Genomic DNA, 17,709 nt, shown 5'->3' with positions numbered 1-17,709 from the left:
AGTGACTTTTGATCCTACAGAAAGAAAATGGAGGTTTTACAAATCAGTAGTTAGTTACGAAGAGTTGCTTATAAACGGTTTAAACTTATGGGAGCATGAGTGGCGATCCCTTGGCTATAGTATTCACGTAAAAGATCCGCTATACCAGCAGGATCACTCTATGGACGTATATGAAATTACTGATGGAATGGGAACTGTGTTATTCGCTGCGGGCGAGTTTTCCAACAATGTTTGGGGTATATATCTTCCGGTCGATTAGTTTTTGTAGAAGCTAACTAACGGAGTATAAACAAGAAGAGCTCCTGATGGGCAGGAGCTCTTTCTAAACCAATTATAAACCAATTATATGAAGAGATGTGCCTTGAGGCACATTGCGTTAATTCGTTGTAACTGAATAACATTATACAAACGTTGTACCAAAAAATATATTGTGTGTTATGTTAACACTATTAAAATGTTACATGTGCTAAATTAAGTACAAAAAAAAGTGCTTCAGAATGTTCTGAAGCACTTTTTATACGTGACTTTATTAAGTATTAAATTGTGTGCAAAGCGTTGCCTGTATAGTACAGTATAATTATAACTATACCGGCTGCAATACGATACCAGCCGAATACCTTAAAACCCTTGCGCTCTAAAAAAGTAATGAATGATTTTATTGCTAATAGCGCAACAATAAATGCCACAAGGCTGCCCACCAATAAAAATTTAATATCCTGATAAAGTTCAGCCTGATTAATGCCTCCATCTTTATAAAAATCATAAACGTCTTTCAGGGTAGCGCCAAGCATTGTTGGTATCGCTAAAAAGAAAGAGAACTCCGCAGCTGCGGTCCTGCTTAATTTTTGCGACATGCCGCCTATTATTGATGATGCTGAACGCGATACGCCGGGTATCATGGCCAAGCATTGAAAGAAACCTATTTTAAGCGCGGTAACATAACTTATATCTTCTTCGTTTTTAACTGTTGGGTTTTTGAACCAATCGTCAACAAAAAGCAATACAATACCACCGGCAACCAATGCCACGCCAACCACCAAAGGGTTTTCAAGCAGCTGGCTAATTTTGCTTTTAAACAACAAGCCAAAAACCACAGCGGGAATAACGCCTACTACCAGTTTAATATAGAAATTAAAGGACCGAAAAAAGCGTTTAAAGTAAAGCACCACCACAGACAGTATGGCACCTAACTGTATAACTATCTCAAATAGCTTAACAAATTCATCTTTGCCAATACCCATTAATGAACTTGCCACAACCATGTGGCCGGTTGATGAAACAGGCAAAAACTCGGTAAGGCCTTCAATAATGGCCAATACAATAACATGAAATATATTCATTTTGCGATAATGTTAGATTGAAATGCTGTCCATTAGCCCTATCAGGCATCAGATTTTTTCAGGATGGCGTAAAATCCTATGCCGAAACCGGCTAAAACTACCACTGGCGCCACAACTATTTTGGTACTGCTATAAATATCGGTTGTACCAGCCATCAGGAAGAAGCCCAACATTACTACAGCTATGCTGATAATAAACCACAGATAATTGGTTTTGCCGAAAATAAACTTAACAGCGCTGGCGGCGTCCTGCTGGTTAGAGGTTTTGGTTTTTGATATTGTTTGCGCGGTCTTTGCCATTTTAATTATTGAATTACTGCGTTATTGATTTTATTGAAGGGCAAAAGATTTTTTTACCCTTCAGCTTTACCTTACCTGTAAAGGTCGTATATTTTTAAACGTAAAAACTTGTTTACAGCTAAATAGGTACTTAAACCTGATATAAAAACCCCTAAACCCAATACCAATAAAAACACGGCACCAAATTCAAAGTTGTTTTGAAGTATCACAAGGTCTGGTATTTGCAGGTTGGCGAGATATAAAGTACCTATCAGTATAATTACAGCTATTAAGCCACCTAATATGCCGTGCCATAAACCATATAGTATAAACGGTTTGCGAATAAAGTTTTTGGTGGCGCCAACTAACTGCATTGATTTGATTAAAAACCTTTGCGAATAGATAGCCAGCCTGATGGTGTTATTTATCAGCGCTACGGATACCACTACAAAAATACTTGCAAAGGCCAGTATCACCAGGCTTATAGCTGTAAGGTTTTGGTTCATTTGATCAACCAAAGATTGTTGGTATTTTACTTCTTTTACAAAAGGATTTTTTAATAATTGAGTCTTTAACTTTGTTATCTGGATGTTATTAGCATAATCAGCATTGAGGTAAACATCTAAAGACTGCGATAGCGGGTTGTAACCTAAAAACTTAACAAAATCCTCGCCCAGATCTTTTTGCAGATTACGGGCCGCAAGTTCTTTACTTACATAAATAGCTTGTTTAACAGCAGGGTTGGCATCAAGTTGCGTTTGCAGCTGCCTAACATCTGCTTCGTGCGCGGCCTCGTCAACAAAAATATTAAGCACAATATTTTCTTTTACGTAACGCGATAGATTATTGGCATGTACTAATATCAATCCCAATAAACCCACCATAAGCAGCACCATTGAGATACCGAATACCGTTGAAATATAAATGGTCTTGGTTTTTGTTGCCGACTCGCTTACTTCAAATTCTTCCATACTTGCGTGTTTGTTGCGCTAAATTAAGAATACGCGCTTAAAGGTAAAACTTTATAATTTATTTAAACAGATAACGCATGGATATTAACATTATTTAACGGAGTTAAACAATATGGATTAATAGTGGTTTTGATTATAAGGTGAGGGGTAAAAGCTGAAGGTAAATGGTTTTTGCCTTCACTAATTCAATCACTAATTCACTCATTCAATAATTAACATGACCACGCCAGCCAACTCAACAGATAAACCTTCACCGGCAGATACGCCTACAGACAGACCAAATGATAACGGCCAAAAAAGTAAAGTGAAAAAAGAAGATAAAGTTTACAATGCGGACGAGCCACATGGTGGCGATGTTGCTAAAAAACGAGAAAAGGAGGAGCAACCGGTACATTCGGTTAAAACTCCTCCCAAAAATAATCAGTTAAATTAGTATAAAGAACGATTTATAAGAGACTGGGATTTAATGATTCTACTTAAGTTTTAAAGCGATCTTACCCTCTTCTATCCCTTCAATGTTCTTCTCGCTGAAAATGTCTTTGCCGGTTTCGCCCATTAATTTTAACAGGTTGTCGGTTGATTCTTTGTGCGTAACTTCAATAGTTGATGCAGTTGAGTTAAACTTCATTTTGGTTTCGGTAACAGTACCGCAAGCCTGAATGCTTTCGTTGAATTTTTTAAGCGTAGCATAGTCAATTCCGGTTATTGATACAGTGGTAACTTTAACGCCGGCCGGTAATGCAGGTATGCTTGCAACAGCAGCGTTGGCTGTTTGCAGGGCCGCAGCGGCTGCTGCTGCGGCAACCGCCTCAGCTTCTTTTTTCTTTTTGCCACCAAACATACCTTTAAGTGTGTTTACGGCACCGGCTGCCTGGCCGACGGCCCCCGCGGCGTTACTTACACTTCCCGCCGCGCCTGATACACCGCCTGCCGCGCCGTTAGCTGCATTTGTTCCAGAAGCAATTGCGCCTAAAAGGCCCTGAGCCATTAATGATGAGCAGCTTAGCATTATTGCAGCTGCAATTAAAGTAATACGTGTTTTCATGATTCCCTTGGTTTTACAGTTATTATTTAGTTTTAATTGTCTATGCTAATAACTCCGCAATTTTTAGAGGCCGCCAATCACTATACTTTCAAATCAAAAATAACAGAGATGTTTTGAATGATGCCTTAATTTTTCCCGGCGATCAGACAATTCAAAACTATCCATGTAAGCGGGGGTAATCAATAATACATTTGTAGTATTTTGTGAGACAGTGTATTATGAAATAAAAAACCCCTTTCTTTTTTAAGAGAGGGGTGGGATAAGGATTTATTTAAACCTGTTCTTTAATGCCGCCAGCTTTAACGCCATATCTGTTTCCGGCTCGGGTTGCATCTTTTTTGCCGGCTGCTGCTGATTTGGCCGACTTGGCTGCTGCGGTTTTGCCGGTCGCTCTTTTTGTGGTTCATCGGTTTTCATCGAAAGCGATATGCGTTTACGGGCTACATCAATTTCGGTAACGGTAACCTCAACCTGCTGATGCACCTTTAACACTTCGTTAGGATCTTTAACAAAGCGGTTGGTTATTTGGCTCAAATGTACCAGGCCATCCTGATGCACGCCGATATCTACAAATGCACCAAAATTGGTAATGTTGGTAACAATGCCTGGTAGTTTCATGCCTGGTTTCAAATCAGTAATGCTATTTACTCCCTCGGTAAAGCTAAATGCCTCGAACTGTTCGCGCGGGTCGCGGCCGGGTTTGGCCAACTCCGCCATGATGTCGTTCAGGGTGGGTAAACCAACAGTATCGGTAATATATTTTTGTAGCGGGATGCTTTTGCGTAGCTTTTCGTCACGTATTAATTCACTTACAGAACAACCTTTATCCTTTGCTATTTGTGCCACCAACTGATAGCGCTCGGGGTGCACCGCGCTGGTATCAAGTGGGTTTTCGGCATTCCTTATCCGCAGAAACGCTGCTGCCTGTTCAAAGGCTTTGTCGCCAAGGCGGGGTACTTTTTTCAGCTGCTCGCGATGGGTAAACGCCCCGTTAACATCGCGATAGCTTACAATATTTTGCGCCAGTTGAGGCCCAAGACCCGATACATAAGATAGGATCTGTTTAGACGCCGTATTCAGCTCAACCCCAACAGCATTTACGCAACTGATAACTGTGTCATCTAACGATGCCTGTAATTTAGTTTGGTCAACATCATGCTGGTACTGACCAACACCAATTGATTTCGGATCAATTTTAACCAGTTCGGCCAATGGGTCCATTAACCGCCGACCGATAGATACGGCTCCGCGTACGGTAACATCCTTATCCGGAAATTCCTCCCGCGCAACATCCGATGCTGAATAGATAGACGCACCGCTTTCATTAACCATAACAATTGTTGCATTTGGCAAATTAAGCTGACGAACGAATAATTCAGTTTCGCGACCGGCAGTGCCGTTACCAATGGCAATGGCCTCAATGTTATATTTTTCAAACAAGTGAATAACCGTTTTCTGCGCCTCACGTGCCTGGCCCGCACCTGTGTGCGGAAATATAGCATTGTATTCCAGCAGCTTTCCCTGCTCATCCAGGCAAACCACCTTACAGCCTGTGCGGAAGCCAGGGTCAATTGCCATCATGCGTTTTTGGCCGAGCGGCGCAGCTAACAATAGCTGGCGGGCGTTTTCTGCAAACACCCGGATGGCTTCTTCATCGGCACGCTTTTTCGTAAGCAGGCGCACTTCCGTTTCCATCGACGGGCGCAGCAGGCGTTTGTAACCATCATAAATTGCCAAACGCACCTGTTCAGCAGCGTCATTACGACCCCTTATAAAAGCGTTTTCCAGCAAACTTACCGCTTCATCTTCGGGCGGCAAGGTGTCCAAAAACAGAATCTCTTCCTTTTCGCCGCGGCGCATAGCCAATATGCGATGCGATGGCGCCGATTTTACAGGCTCTTCCCACTCAAAGTAGTCTTTATATTTTATACCGGTTTCTTCTTTGCCCGGTGCAACCTTGCTTTTAAACACACCTTTTTCAAGGAACAACTGGCGTAGTTTGGCCCTTACATCGGCATTTTCACTTATAAACTCTGCAATAATATCGCGGGCACCGGCAAGGGCATCTTCAGCATTTGCAACCCCTTTTTCTTCGGATATATATATTTCTGCTTCTACTGTTATATCAAATTTGTTCTGGGCCAATAATGCATCAGCCAAAGATTGCAAACCTTTTTCGCGGGCAGTTGTAGCACGCGTTTTGCGTTTAGGGCGGTAGGGCAGGTAAATATCCTCTAACAGCACCATCGTTTCTGCACCTTTTATCAGGCTTTCTAATTCAGGTGTTAGCTTGCCCATTTCGGTAAGCGAGTTTAGAATCGCTTCGCGGCGTTTATCCAGTTCGCGTAGTTGTAGTATGCGGTCGCGTATGCCCGCTACCTGCACCTCATCCAAACTTCCGGTAAGTTCTTTACGGTATCGGGAAATAAAGGGTACAGTAGCGCCTTCGTCAAGCAAGGCAATAGTGGCAACAACCTGCTTTTCGGCAATGGAAAATTCAGCAGCTAATTTTTTATAATGATCAGTCATAATTCAATAAATCGGACTGCGAAAATCGGTTTATAAAAAACAAATGCCAAGCGATGTGGGAAAATAGGTGAATGGTTGATTTGTGATTAGTTAGATGGTTGGCTCAGAGCCAGGGTGAGCCTACGTGAGTCCTGTGAGCCACCGCAATATTTGTCAAGTAACCGTAAATGGAGCATGAATTAGATAGTTAAATACTAATTACTAATTACTTTTTCTTCTCCAAACTCTTCTCCACCCTAAATTTCACTATCCGTGTTATCAGGTCAAGTGGCAAGGGTTTATCCAACGCAAACTGTAGCGTGCCTTTACCGGTCTCGTACTGCGCTGTTTCTTCCTTAAAAGCTTCAATACCCATTGGGGCAGGATAAAACCCGATGTGCTTTTTGTAGCCGCCAAAGTGCACCAGGTTACCGTTTAACACAAAAGTGGGTATGCCATATTTAATAGCTTCTTCGGCGGAGGGAGCGGCAGCGTGAATGGTGCTGCGAATTTTTTGAAGTAAGATCTGCACATCATTAGGGAACGACGTGATGTACTCATCAATATTTTTATAATTCTTCATCGTATGTTAAATTGATGAATCGAATTTAAAGTGATTTGTCGGTTTTGCTGATGGCTAAAAACGACAAAATCAGGGGGTGTTTCTCCTCCTGATCTTGCAACGCGTTTAAATATTTTGATTTAGTTTTCCAGCGGAGAAAATACTTCTAAAAGGATATTCCATTTATGTGCAGCATCAATTTCCCAAATGCGTACATAGTAGTAATTGTTAACCACGTTTCCTTTTTTAATAGTGGCTTTTCCGAAACTGTAAGCCAGGTCTCCGCTTGAAGATCGCCCTGCCCCACTGGTTTCTGCAGAGATACTGATGGCATTGTTGTTTATAAATTTCAATACTTTGTCTGTACCGGTCATAGGTTCAAAACCAGGGAAATAATACCTGCCTTCTGGACTTAAAAACTCCTTGTAAGCCGCCATTTCTGATTTTGTTAAAGAAATATTGAAGGTTTTATCTGTATTTATTATAATCGTTTTACTATTAAAAGGATCTGCCGCTTCCTTAACCGGTTTGGCCTCGCTGTCTTTAAAATCAGTTAATTGTTTTTCTACAGGCTCGGGGTGTTGTATGCCCAGGTGTATCAATAATTTTAATTTGTTATTTGCATCTGCCCGCCATAAAGAAACATAATCACCATATACTTTGTCATCTTCCGACTTGCCGTTTTGGTAAGTATAGGGCCCTGCGGTAAAGGCCAGGTCGCCATTTGCAGATATGCGCGCAAATTTAGGTTCTTGTTTAGAAGTGCCAGGTTGCTTTTCCACACTGGCATAGAAACTGGTTATTTTTACCGGATTAGGCTTAAAAACAAAACCCTCCGCATCAGCCGCGCTTAAAAATCCTTCTTTTATACCTTTAGCGGCAACTATTTTATTAAAATTTGTTTCGGCTTCTACTACTTTGCTAACCTTGGCAGTTTGTGCCAAAGCAGATGCCGAGTAGCTAAAAATTAAGGTCGCCAGTAATATTTTTTTCATGTTTTTGTTTTGGTGATATTATTGCGGTTAAACAAGGTTGTTTCCGTTTTGTTGTGTCGTTTCTTGATAACGTAATTTTATCAATTAAATTTTACTCCAGTTAGTACCTTCTTTACTGTCTTTTAACTGGAAGCCAATTTTTTGCAAACCATCTCTTATCTTATCAGAGGTAGCGTAGTCTTTGTTTGATTTAGCTTCGTTTCGTAATGAAACTATCAGGTCAAGCACTTTAGGCAGGTCATTATTGGCGGCTTGTTCATTTTTCAGGCCCAAAATATCAAACACAAAAGTATTCATCATGTTTTTTAGCAGGTCCAAATTGTGTGCATCTATGTTCATCTTGCCATCGTGCACCGAGTTAATGATACGCGCTCCATCAAACAGTTCAGCAATTAAAACTGGACTATTAAAGTCATCGTTCATGGCCTGGTGGCAACGTTCTGTTAATGCCGCAATTTCTACGTCAGACGCAGGAGATACTTTAAGAGTATCTAACAACGACAAGGCATTCATCAGTCGTTTAAATCCTTTCTCGGATGCTTCCATGGCGTCATTTCCAAAATCAAGTGTACTGCGATAGTGCGCCTGTAACATAAAAAAGCGCACCGTCATTGGGCTGTAGCCTTTATTAAGGATAGAATTGTTGCCGGTAAAAAGTTCGTCAGGTAAAAAACTGTTGCCTAATGATTTTGACATTTTTTGCCCGTTAACCGTAAGCATGTTGGTATGGATCCAGTACCTGGCGGGGTTTTTACCGCAGCAGGCCACATTTTGCGCTATCTCGTTAGTATGGTGTGTTGGCGCAAGGTCAATGCCGCCGCCATGTATATCAAACTGATGGCCCAGGTATTTAGCGCTCATGGCAGAACACTCTAAATGCCAGCCCGGAAAGCCATTACCCCAAGGCGAGGGCCACTGCATTAAATGCTCGGGTTTGGCCTTTATCCATAAGGCAAAATCAAGTTTACCACGTTTCTCATCCTGCCCGCCTAAATCGCGGGTATTGGTAAGCAGATCTTCCAGCTTGCGGCCATTTAAAATGCCATAGTCCTGCGTTTGGTTGTATTTCTCAACGTCAAAATAAATTGAGCCATTCACCTCGTAGGCGTAGCCTTTAGTCATAATACTTTTAACCAGCTCAATCTGTTCACTTATATGCCCGGTAGCAGTTGGTTCAATGCTCGGTGGCAAGGTGTTAAGTATCCGCATAACGTCGTGAAAGCCAACGCTGTATTGCTGTACGATCTCCATTGGCTCCAACTGTGCCAGTTTTGCCTTTTTTGATATTTTGTCTTCTCCCTCGTCGCCAGCATCGCCCTCTAAGTGGCCCGCGTCTGTTATATTACGTACATAGCGCACCTTGTACCCAAGGTGGGTAAGGTACCTGAATATCAGGTCGAATGAAATATAAGTGCGGCAATTACCCAGGTGTACATCACTGTAAACTGTTGGGCCGCATACGTACATGCCAACGTGTGGCGCTGCAAGTGGCTTAAATTGTTCTTTTTTGCGTGTTAGGGTATTGTAAACAAACAAATTTTGCTCCATGGAGGCAAACTTACGATTTTAGGTTTGAGTTAAGTAATGGTTGATTAAGTGAGTAGTTGATTAAGTGGGTGGTTGTGTTATTCAATTGTAAGATTTTAAACATTCACTTAATCAACATCTCCAACTGCTCACTTCAAAACAACATCAGCATAGACCGGATAATGGTCTGAGAATTTTTGTTTTATGATGTTGTAATTCAATACATCAAATTGGTTGCTCGCTATTATATAATCAATTTGATAATTGGGGAAATCGCCGTTATAAGTGCGGCCCAGACCAAAGCCTTTTTCGCGGAAGCTATTTTTTATGCCCTTTGCCACTTGGTTTACTGCAAATGATGTAGGTGTATCATTAAAATCACCAGATATGATATAAGGATAGGGGCAGGCTGCAGCATGTTGCTTTACTTTAAGTGCCTGATCTGCCCGTTTTAAAAATGCCCGTTTGAGTTTTGCAGCGAGGCGTTTTGTTGATGAGATATCGGTTTTGCCGCTTTTTGCAACCGTATCAATGTATTTATAGTCTTCCTGTTCAAAAAGGAAAGACTGTAAATGAATGCAGTAGACCCTAACTATATTTTCGCCGTTTTTTACATCGGCATAAATACATTGTACGCCGCTGTTAGGTTCGGCAATAGCAACAGAGCCACTGGCAATTATGGGGTAGCGCGAAAAGATTGCCACTCCTATCACTTCGCTTTCACTTTCCATGCTGTTTTCGGTAAACCTGTAATTTGTGCCCAATAAATTACTTATCGAATCTCGCATGGCATAAGGCCCTTTTTTACGCGAGAAGTATTCTTGTATACTGATAACATCGGGCTTATTACTGCGCATAATACGCAAAATACCGCGTCTGGTTGTATCGTCAAAAAGCAACCCGCCCTTCCTGAAATTATGAACGTTGTAACTCAACACGCGCAAATTGCCCACGGAGCGCTCATGGGCTTTATTCCAAAAAGAAAATCCTATGTTATTGTGTAGCGTATTCCATCCCAATAAAATTGTAACTATTGATACCAGTGCAAGTTTACTGCGTGCAATTAGCCAGTAAACTATAAAAAGTACATTAGCCAGTAACAAGGGTGGGTAGGCCAAACCAAAAAATGCCACCGGCCAAAACTTACGCGGATCTGTTACAGGAGCCAGGTAAGAAATAAGCAAAGCAAGGGCCACCCCGCAGTTAATAAAGAGCAGCAGCTTTGTAAAAAAGGAAAGTTTTTGATCAGATTTCTTCTTCATGTTTGCTGGCCCGGAAAAGGATCTCCTTTTCGTGCTTGTTTAGGCTATCATAACCGTTTTGAGAGATTTTGTCTAATATGGCATCTATCTCTTCCTGCCGTGGTTTTACCGAAAGATTTTTTTCGCGATTGGTTGATACTACTTTGAGTGTGGGTTTGCGTTTAAATATTCCTGTCATACCCGTAATCCAGTCGTTGCCCCGCTGCAACTGTTTTACATAAATAAAGCCAATCAAAGCACCACCTAAATGGGCTATCTGCCCGCCGGCATTAGGGCCGGTGGTGCTTAAAAAATCTACAGCAACGTAAAAAAGCGCAATCCATTTTATTTTTACCGGGCCAATTAACATCAGGTTAATAGTATAGTTGGGCGCAATGGTAGCCGCGGCAACCACTATAGCCATAACACTTGCTGATGCCCCAACAACCGTCCCGGTATGTTTGATATATGAAAATAGCGGTAGCAGATTAAAAGCTACAACAAATAATACCCCGCCGGCAAGGCCCCCTAACAGATACAGGCCAATAGTGCGTTTTTTGCCTAAAAACTCTTCAAATATCTGCCCAAACCAGTATAGCCACAACATGTTAAACAGGATATGCCAGATATCTGCGTGCATAAACATGTAGGTAACAGGCGTCCAGAAACGAATAAGCAACCGATGCAGATTTGAAGGCAGCGAAAGATACTCATTGGCGTAGGCTGCAATATATTCTGTACGGTTAAACCAACCCTCAATTGTACCCGGGATATTAATTGCCAAAAAAACGGCAACGTTTATACAGATAAGCATAAATAGCTTACTCTGAGTTGCCGTTATTTTATATTTTATGTTATCCCAAAAAGTCATAGATCAGCGTAACCTTAATAACCATACTTGCCCGGGCCTTGTAAGCGCCACATTTTTACTAATAAAAAACCTAAAACAGCACCGCCTAAGTGGGCAAAGTGCGCAACATTATCGCCGTTAACTTGGCCCAGGCCAAGCATTAATTCTAAAACAACGTAAACCGGCATAATGTATTTTGCTTTTACCGGAACCGGGATGAACATGATCATCATTTCGGCATTGGGGTATAACATACCGAAAGCTATGAGTAAACCAAATATAGCTCCGGATGCACCCACCATTGATGAGCCATATATGCCCTGTAATTTTTGTATAACATCTGATGATGCTGAAAAGTTATCTGCCACGGTGAAAGAACCGGTTAGCTGATGAACTTCTATGCCCTGCACCAGCAATTGTAAAGCAATACCGCCCAAACCGCAAATAAAATAAAACATTATAAATCGTTTGGAGCCCATGTTGTATTCTAAAATGCTTCCGAAAGAATAGAGCGCAAACATGTTGAAAATTATATGTGCCCAACCGCCATGAAAGAACATGTAGGTTATGGGTTGCCACGGTTTAAATAAGGGCGAATCGAAATAATGGGCCGACGCGAGGTTGTATATAGTATTAACCAATGACGGATTAAACAACAAAAACGGCAAAAAGCAGATGACATTAATAATAAGCAGGTTTTTTACAACCGGCGATATATTGGCTAATGGAGATTGCATCATAAATATAAAAATGGGTTATTTTTCAAACCGCTCTAATAATTCAGTTAAGGTAAAAGTACTAATAACAGGCTTACCGTTAAGCGCTATGTTGGGTAATTGGCAGGCAAAGAGCTGATCCGTCATCAAATTCATCTCTTCTAACGATAGTTTTGTTCCTGCTTTTATAGCCGCGTTACGCGCCAGCGACCGCGCCAGGTTATCCCGTTTATCCAACTTTAAAATACTTAAGTTGTTTTTAAAACCTTCCAGTAAATGCTCCAACAACTGGTGCCCGTCGGCATTGTTAAGGTCGGCGGGTATACCCTCTACTACTACGGTGTTTTTGCCAAACTCGCGTATGTCAAAACCCAGTCCGCGAATATCGGGCAATAACTCTTTCAATAACTCAAAGTCGGCCCCGTTTAGTGTAAGCGATTGTGGAAATAAGCTTTGCTGACTAACACCCGAATGGTTCTGCAATTGCTGCAAAAAACGCTCGTACAATATACGCTCATGCGCGGCTTGCTGGTCTATCAGCATAAAGCCAGATTTAATGGGCGAAATAATAAAGCGGTTATGGATCTGAAAAAACTGACGCTCGCTGGCTTTGCTTATTTCCTGCTCATCAACATCAATGGTTTTTTCAACATGCATTTCGTGCTGCGTAGCTGTATCGCGCTTGCTTATTTCATATAAGGTGTCCCAATTTTGGGGGATAGATGAGCTACGGTGGCCGCCACTGTCGCGCTGATTCGAAGAAGAGGCCAGCGGCCTTTCTGTATTGCGTTCAACAAAGGGATTAAAATTAGGATCAAATTTAATAGATGGCGCAATTATCTGCTCAAATGGCTTGGGTGTTATCAGGTGCCCAATGCTGTTTTCCTGGTCAAAATCTAAACTTGGGGTAATGTTATAACGGCCCAATGAGCGTTTTACCGCAGAGCGGATGATAGCATAAATAGCTTTCTCGTCCTGGTATTTTATTTCAGTTTTGGTAGGATGTACGTTGATATCAATTTTTGAGGGATCGATATCAATAAACAAAACATAAAGCGGAAAGGACTCATCTGGCAATAACTCCTCAAAAGCAGTTAACACCGCGTGGTTAAGGTAAGCATCCTTTATAAAGCGGTTGTTTACAAAAAAGAACTGCTCGCCACGGGTTTTACGGGCAAACTCGGGCTTACCCACAAACCCGTGCAGTTTTATAATAGTGGTATCCTCCTCAACCGGCACCAAACGCTGATTGTAATTATTACCTAACAGGTGCACTATGCGCTGCTTTAAGGTAACGGCAGGTAAGTGATAAACTTCCTGCCCGTCATGGTGCAGCGTAAAAAACACTTCAGGATGTGCCAGCGCCACCCGCTGAAACTCATCAATAATATGCCGCATTTCTACCGGGTTACTTTTTAAAAAGTTGCGGCGGGCCGGTATGTTGTAAAATAGATTCTTTACAGATATGGAAGTCCCCGGAGTTACGGAGCAAGCCTCCTGTTTTAACACTTCAGATCCTTCAATAAACAGCTGCGTGCCTAATTCATCCTCGTGGCGGCGGGTTTTTAACTCCACCTGCGCTATAGCGGCTATTGAAGCCAAAGCCTCGCCCCTAAAACCCATGGTTCGGATGGCAAACAGGTCATCAGCTTTTTTTATTTTGGATGTGGCGTGGCGCTCAAAACTCATGCGGGCGTCTGTACCGCTCATACCGCAGCCGTTATCAATCACCTGTATTAATGATTTTCCGGCATCCTTAATAATCAATTGTATTTTATCGGCACCTGCATCAATAGCGTTCTCTATCAGTTCTTTTACGGCAGATGCGGGCCTCTGCACCACTTCGCCGGCGGCTATCTGGTTGGCAACGGAATCCGGTAAAAGCTGAATTATATCTGACATTAAATTTCCCTTCAATTTCTTTCCGATGCTAAATTAATTATTTGAGGGGATAATTGAGTAGGTTTAATGTAGAACGCTGAATATACAATAATGAATAAAGTAGTGCTAACTCGATAGTGGATATTCATTCGACTGCAGAGTTTGATACTAAACTTTATCAACTAACGGTTGTATATACTATTACGTTAAATATATTTACAGAAAGTACCCTGCCGCGATGAAGAAATTATTGCCCTTATTGTTGCTTTTAATAGCAGCGTGCAAAAAGAAAGATTTTAATGCCGATATATTGATTAAGAATGCTGTGGTTTACACTGCAGATAGTGCTTTTACAGTTACAGATGCGTTTGTTATTAGCGCAGGTAAAATTGTTGCCGTAGGCAAGGCTGCGGATTTAGAAGAAAAATACACGCCGAAGGAAGTTATTGATGCGCAGGGCAAGGCTATATATCCCGGATTTATTGATGCGCACACACACTTTTACGAATACGGAATGGGTTTGCAGCAGGTAAACCTGAAAGGCATCACTAACTGGCACACCGTTACCGATTCTGTGCAGGCGTTTGCCCGCAGCAACCCAGACGGTTGGGTATTGGGTAACGGCTGGGATCAAAACCTGTGGCCGGGCAGAAAATTTCCGGATAAGGCAGTGCTTGATTCCCTCTTCCCCATGCGGCCGGTTTTACTCTCACGGGTTGATGGGCATGCCGCCATTGCCAATCGGGCAGCCCTGGATATTGCTGGAATAAAACCAGATCAGAAAATAGCTGGTGGTGAAATTGAAACGATAAACGGAAAGCTTACAGGCGTTTTATTGGACAATGCCGTAGGCATAGTTACCCGTAAAATTCCTGCAGCTGATGAGCAGGCCGTTCAAAAAGCGCTACTGGCAGCACAACAAAACTGCCTGGCAGTAGGTTTGACAACTGTTGACGATGCGGGCCTGCCTTATGGAATGGTTAATACCATTAATCAACTGCAAAAAAAGGGCGACCTGAAAATGCGTATGTACCTTATGTTGGCAGATAGGGAAGAAAATTATAAATATCTTTTTAAGAACGGCATAGTTAAAACACCGCGCCTTAGCGTTCGGGCCATAAAAATGTATGCTGATGGGGCACTGGGTTCGAGGGGGGCATGTCTGTTAAAGCCTTATGCCGACCAAGCCGGATGGAGCGGCTTTTTGTTGGCCAATCCGCAACATTTTATACAAATTGCCGAAAGGCTTGCCGCAACTAATATTCAGTTATGCACCCATGCCATTGGCGATTCGGCCAACCGGGTAATGCTGAAAATTTATGCCGGGGTATTAAAAGGCAAGAATGACAAACGCTGGCGCATAGAACACGCACAGATAGTAGCACCCGAAGACCTGCACTACTTTGGCGACAATGATATAATACCATCTGTACAACCTACGCACGCTACATCTGATATGTATTGGGCCGGTAAGCGTTTAGGTGACGACCGTTTAAACACTGCTTACACCTATAAACAACTTTTAAAACAAAACGGATGGATGGCTTTAGGGACAGATTTCCCGGTGGAAAGTATAAACCCCATGTATACTTTTTATGCTGCGGTTGCCCGTAAGGATCTAAAAGGTTATCCGCAAAACGGTTTTCAAGCAGACAATGCGATAACGCGCACAGAAGCTTTAAAAGGAATGACCATTTGGGCGGCAAAAGCCAATTTTGAGGAAAAAGAGAAAGGCAGCATAGAGCCGGGCAAGTATGCCGACTTTGTTATATTAGACGCTGATATTATGCGGATAAGTGCCAGCCAACTGCCTTACACCAAAGTTTTAAAAAGCTATATCAACGGAGAAAAAGTGTATGAGAAGAAATAGGCCGTTCGGCTTTACGGTAATTTTATCGGCATTTATTTTACTTAATTCGGCATGTGCGCAAAGCCCCTATACGGGTGAAGGTTACCTGGTTGAACAACGTCAGGTACAAACGTCAACAGTATTGTTCAATAACCAGAAGGACATTATTCCGCTAAAAAAACTTGCCGAGAAAAAGATAGCCAGTATACATTTTTCCCATGTTTTTGCTGCTGGTTTTGACAGTCTGCTTAACAACTACGCTAGGGTGGAGAGCTTTAAAGGGGCAGATTATTTGGGCGCTAAAAGTATAGAAGACCTTTCACGGGACGTTAAATTATACAACACGATTATTTTACAGTTAAATGAGGCTGATATTATTAATCCTAAGATCATAGATTTTATAAAGGCGAATCAAAAGTTAAAGGATATAATAGTAGCTTATTTTGGTATGGGCACACAATTACTTTACCTGAATGATTTTAAAGGCCCCATCATTTGTGCTGAACGCATATCGCCGGTATCATCCAATTTTGTGGCGCAGGCCATATTTGGGGGTTTAGCATTTACGCAAAAACTAAGCACCACTTACACCCAGCAATTAAAGCCCGGTTCGGGTTTTACTACTAAACAGATCCGCCTGCAATACACAGTTCCCGAAGAGGTAGGTATCCGCTCAGAAAACCTGGCTGACATTGATAAAATAGCCCGCGAAGCCATTGCCCAGCATGGAACACCCGGCTGTGTGGTGTTGGTGGCTAAAGATGGCAAGGTGATATTTAATAAAGCTTATGGCTTTCAAACTTATGATGCTGTGGTGCAAAATAAGATAACGGATATTTTCGATTTGGCCTCTATGACTAAGATCTCTGCCACTACAATTGAGGCCATGAAGTTGGTGGACGAAGATAAACTGGATATAAATGCTACTGTTGCAGATTACTTACCAGAGGCAAAAAACACCCCGGTTAAAGATGTAAAGATATGGGAGATACTCACCCACCAGGCAGGTTTTATTGCCGATATCCCCACTTTTGAGGTAATAAAACCACAGGACCACAGCGTTGACTCGTCTGCTGCGTATCCAACCAAAGTAAACCAGAATTATTACCTGGTTAAAGATTATTTTAAAAACGTAATGTGGCCCAAAATGCTGCGCGGCCCGTTAAAAACACGCGGTCAGTACGTTTACAGCGATGTAGGAATGTGTGTGTTGCAGCAGATAATTGAAAACATTACGGCTACCGGCGAAGCTGACTATACCCAAAAGAATTTTTATACGCCGCTGGGTATGCAAACCGCAGGCTTTTTACCACTTTACCGTTTCAACGCAGACAGAATACCGCCTACAGAAATAGACCGGAAATACCGCAAGGCAACACTAAAGGGTTATGTTCACGATCCCACCGCGGCGTTAATGGGTGGTGTAGCCGGGCATGCAGGCTTGTTTGGCAGTGCTATTGATATGGCAACTTTGTACCAGATGCTGCTAAATGGCGGTAAATACGGAGGCGAAGAATATATAAAATCTGGTACGATAAAGCAGTTTACCGCAAAATACTCCAACGTAAGCAGACGAGGGTTGGGCTTTGACCGCTGGGACCCTGCCAAAGACAAGAAATATCCATCTGAGTTTGCATCCGATCAAACTTTTGGGCATACGGGCTTTACAGGTACCTGCGTTTGGGTTGATCCTAAATACAATTTGGTTTACGTGTTGTTGTCAAACCGGGTTTATCCAGATGTGAGTAGTAAATTTAATAGCTTAAGCATAAGGCCGCGTATTCAGGATGTTGTATACCAGGCAATTGAAAAGGGGATGCAGTAAGCTCCACCCAACCCTCCCCGTAAGGGAGGGATTTATTTTGGAGGAAGCATAAAAAAGTCTCCCCTCCCGAAGGAGATTTAGAGGGGGCTGAAATATTACATCCGGCTAACACTAATGTTAT

The 17,709-nt window shown here is 42.2% G+C and carries 16 protein-coding genes; 4 read left to right on the top strand and 12 right to left on the bottom strand.

The window, feature by feature from the left end:
• Nucleotide 1 precedes the first annotated feature (1 nt).
• Nucleotides 2–259, top strand: a complete 258-nt coding sequence (locus ACVW2L_RS14725) for a hypothetical protein (RefSeq protein WP_457128724.1) — start codon at nucleotides 2–4, stop codon at nucleotides 257–259.
• Nucleotides 260–536: 277 nt separating this feature from the next.
• On the opposite strand, the gene ACVW2L_RS14720 is transcribed toward ACVW2L_RS14725, so the two are convergent.
• From ACVW2L_RS14720 to ACVW2L_RS14710, 3 genes are all read right to left on the bottom strand, one after another.
• On the bottom strand, nucleotides 537–1,340 hold the full coding sequence (locus ACVW2L_RS14720) for an undecaprenyl-diphosphate phosphatase (RefSeq protein ID WP_457128723.1): 804 nt from the start codon (nucleotides 1,338–1,340) through the stop codon (nucleotides 537–539).
• Between the two features lie 41 nt (nucleotides 1,341–1,381).
• Complete coding sequence (locus ACVW2L_RS14715; RefSeq protein WP_457128722.1) at nucleotides 1,382–1,639, bottom strand: DUF3098 domain-containing protein; 258 nt, start codon at nucleotides 1,637–1,639, stop codon at nucleotides 1,382–1,384.
• Nucleotides 1,640–1,710: 71 nt separating this feature from the next.
• Nucleotides 1,711–2,589 carry a cell division protein FtsX gene (locus ACVW2L_RS14710; protein WP_457128721.1) on the bottom strand — a complete coding sequence of 293 codons (879 nt, stop codon included), beginning with the start codon at nucleotides 2,587–2,589 and terminating at the stop codon, nucleotides 1,711–1,713.
• 217 nt (nucleotides 2,590–2,806) lie between these two features.
• On the opposite strand from ACVW2L_RS14710, the gene ACVW2L_RS14705 reads away from it, so the two are divergent.
• Entirely contained in the window at nucleotides 2,807–3,022 is a 216-nt protein-coding gene (locus ACVW2L_RS14705; RefSeq protein ID WP_457128720.1) for a hypothetical protein, read from the top strand.
• Nucleotides 3,023–3,061: 39 nt separating this feature from the next.
• On the opposite strand, the gene ACVW2L_RS14700 is transcribed toward ACVW2L_RS14705, so the two are convergent.
• The 9 genes from ACVW2L_RS14700 to mutL all read right to left on the bottom strand — a co-directional run bounded on the left by ACVW2L_RS14700 (nucleotide 3,062) and on the right by mutL (nucleotide 13,935).
• Nucleotides 3,062–3,634 (bottom strand): hypothetical protein, encoded by a 573-nt coding sequence (locus ACVW2L_RS14700; RefSeq protein ID WP_457128719.1) that lies wholly within the window; start codon nucleotides 3,632–3,634, stop codon nucleotides 3,062–3,064.
• A gap of 267 nt (nucleotides 3,635–3,901) precedes the next feature.
• On the bottom strand, nucleotides 3,902–6,163 hold the full coding sequence (locus tag ACVW2L_RS14695; protein WP_457128718.1) for a Tex family protein: 2,262 nt from the start codon (nucleotides 6,161–6,163) through the stop codon (nucleotides 3,902–3,904).
• Between the two features lie 205 nt (nucleotides 6,164–6,368).
• The gene (locus ACVW2L_RS14690) at nucleotides 6,369–6,725 is read right to left on the bottom strand and encodes an iron chaperone (RefSeq protein ID WP_457128717.1); all 357 of its coding nucleotides are present in this window, start codon (nucleotides 6,723–6,725) and stop codon (nucleotides 6,369–6,371) included.
• 119 nt (nucleotides 6,726–6,844) lie between these two features.
• Nucleotides 6,845–7,699: a hypothetical protein gene (locus ACVW2L_RS14685; protein ID WP_457128716.1), complete on the bottom strand. Its 855-nt coding sequence runs from the start codon at nucleotides 7,697–7,699 to the stop codon at nucleotides 6,845–6,847.
• A gap of 84 nt (nucleotides 7,700–7,783) precedes the next feature.
• Nucleotides 7,784–9,247, bottom strand: coding sequence for a cysteine--tRNA ligase (cysS, locus tag ACVW2L_RS14680; protein ID WP_457128715.1), 1,464 nt, complete (start codon nucleotides 9,245–9,247; stop codon nucleotides 7,784–7,786).
• 128 nt (nucleotides 9,248–9,375) lie between these two features.
• Nucleotides 9,376–10,488: an endonuclease/exonuclease/phosphatase family protein gene (locus ACVW2L_RS14675; RefSeq protein WP_457128714.1), complete on the bottom strand. Its 1,113-nt coding sequence runs from the start codon at nucleotides 10,486–10,488 to the stop codon at nucleotides 9,376–9,378.
• Nucleotides 10,472–11,281, bottom strand: coding sequence for a rhomboid family intramembrane serine protease (locus tag ACVW2L_RS14670; RefSeq protein ID WP_457128713.1), 810 nt, complete (start codon nucleotides 11,279–11,281; stop codon nucleotides 10,472–10,474). The genes ACVW2L_RS14675 and ACVW2L_RS14670 overlap by 17 nt, the downstream gene beginning before the upstream one ends.
• Before the next feature lie 71 nt (nucleotides 11,282–11,352).
• Nucleotides 11,353–12,057 carry a rhomboid family intramembrane serine protease gene (locus ACVW2L_RS14665; protein ID WP_457128712.1) on the bottom strand — a complete coding sequence of 235 codons (705 nt, stop codon included), beginning with the start codon at nucleotides 12,055–12,057 and terminating at the stop codon, nucleotides 11,353–11,355.
• Nucleotides 12,058–12,072: 15 nt separating this feature from the next.
• Nucleotides 12,073–13,935 carry a DNA mismatch repair endonuclease MutL gene (gene mutL, locus ACVW2L_RS14660; RefSeq protein ID WP_457128711.1) on the bottom strand — a complete coding sequence of 621 codons (1,863 nt, stop codon included), beginning with the start codon at nucleotides 13,933–13,935 and terminating at the stop codon, nucleotides 12,073–12,075.
• 217 nt (nucleotides 13,936–14,152) lie between these two features.
• Between mutL and ACVW2L_RS14655 the strand changes: the two genes are divergently transcribed.
• Together ACVW2L_RS14655 and ACVW2L_RS14650 are read left to right on the top strand one after the other, a co-directional pair.
• Nucleotides 14,153–15,784, top strand: a complete 1,632-nt coding sequence (locus ACVW2L_RS14655) for an amidohydrolase (RefSeq protein ID WP_457128710.1) — start codon at nucleotides 14,153–14,155, stop codon at nucleotides 15,782–15,784.
• Complete coding sequence (locus ACVW2L_RS14650; protein ID WP_457128709.1) at nucleotides 15,771–17,588, top strand: serine hydrolase domain-containing protein; 1,818 nt, start codon at nucleotides 15,771–15,773, stop codon at nucleotides 17,586–17,588. Before ACVW2L_RS14655 ends, ACVW2L_RS14650 begins: the two co-directional genes overlap by 14 nt.
• Nucleotides 17,589–17,709: the final 121 nt, after the last annotated feature.

This window comes from Mucilaginibacter sp. HD30, from assembly GCF_054061755.1.
This window is presented reverse-complemented; position numbering and strand designations above follow the sequence as displayed.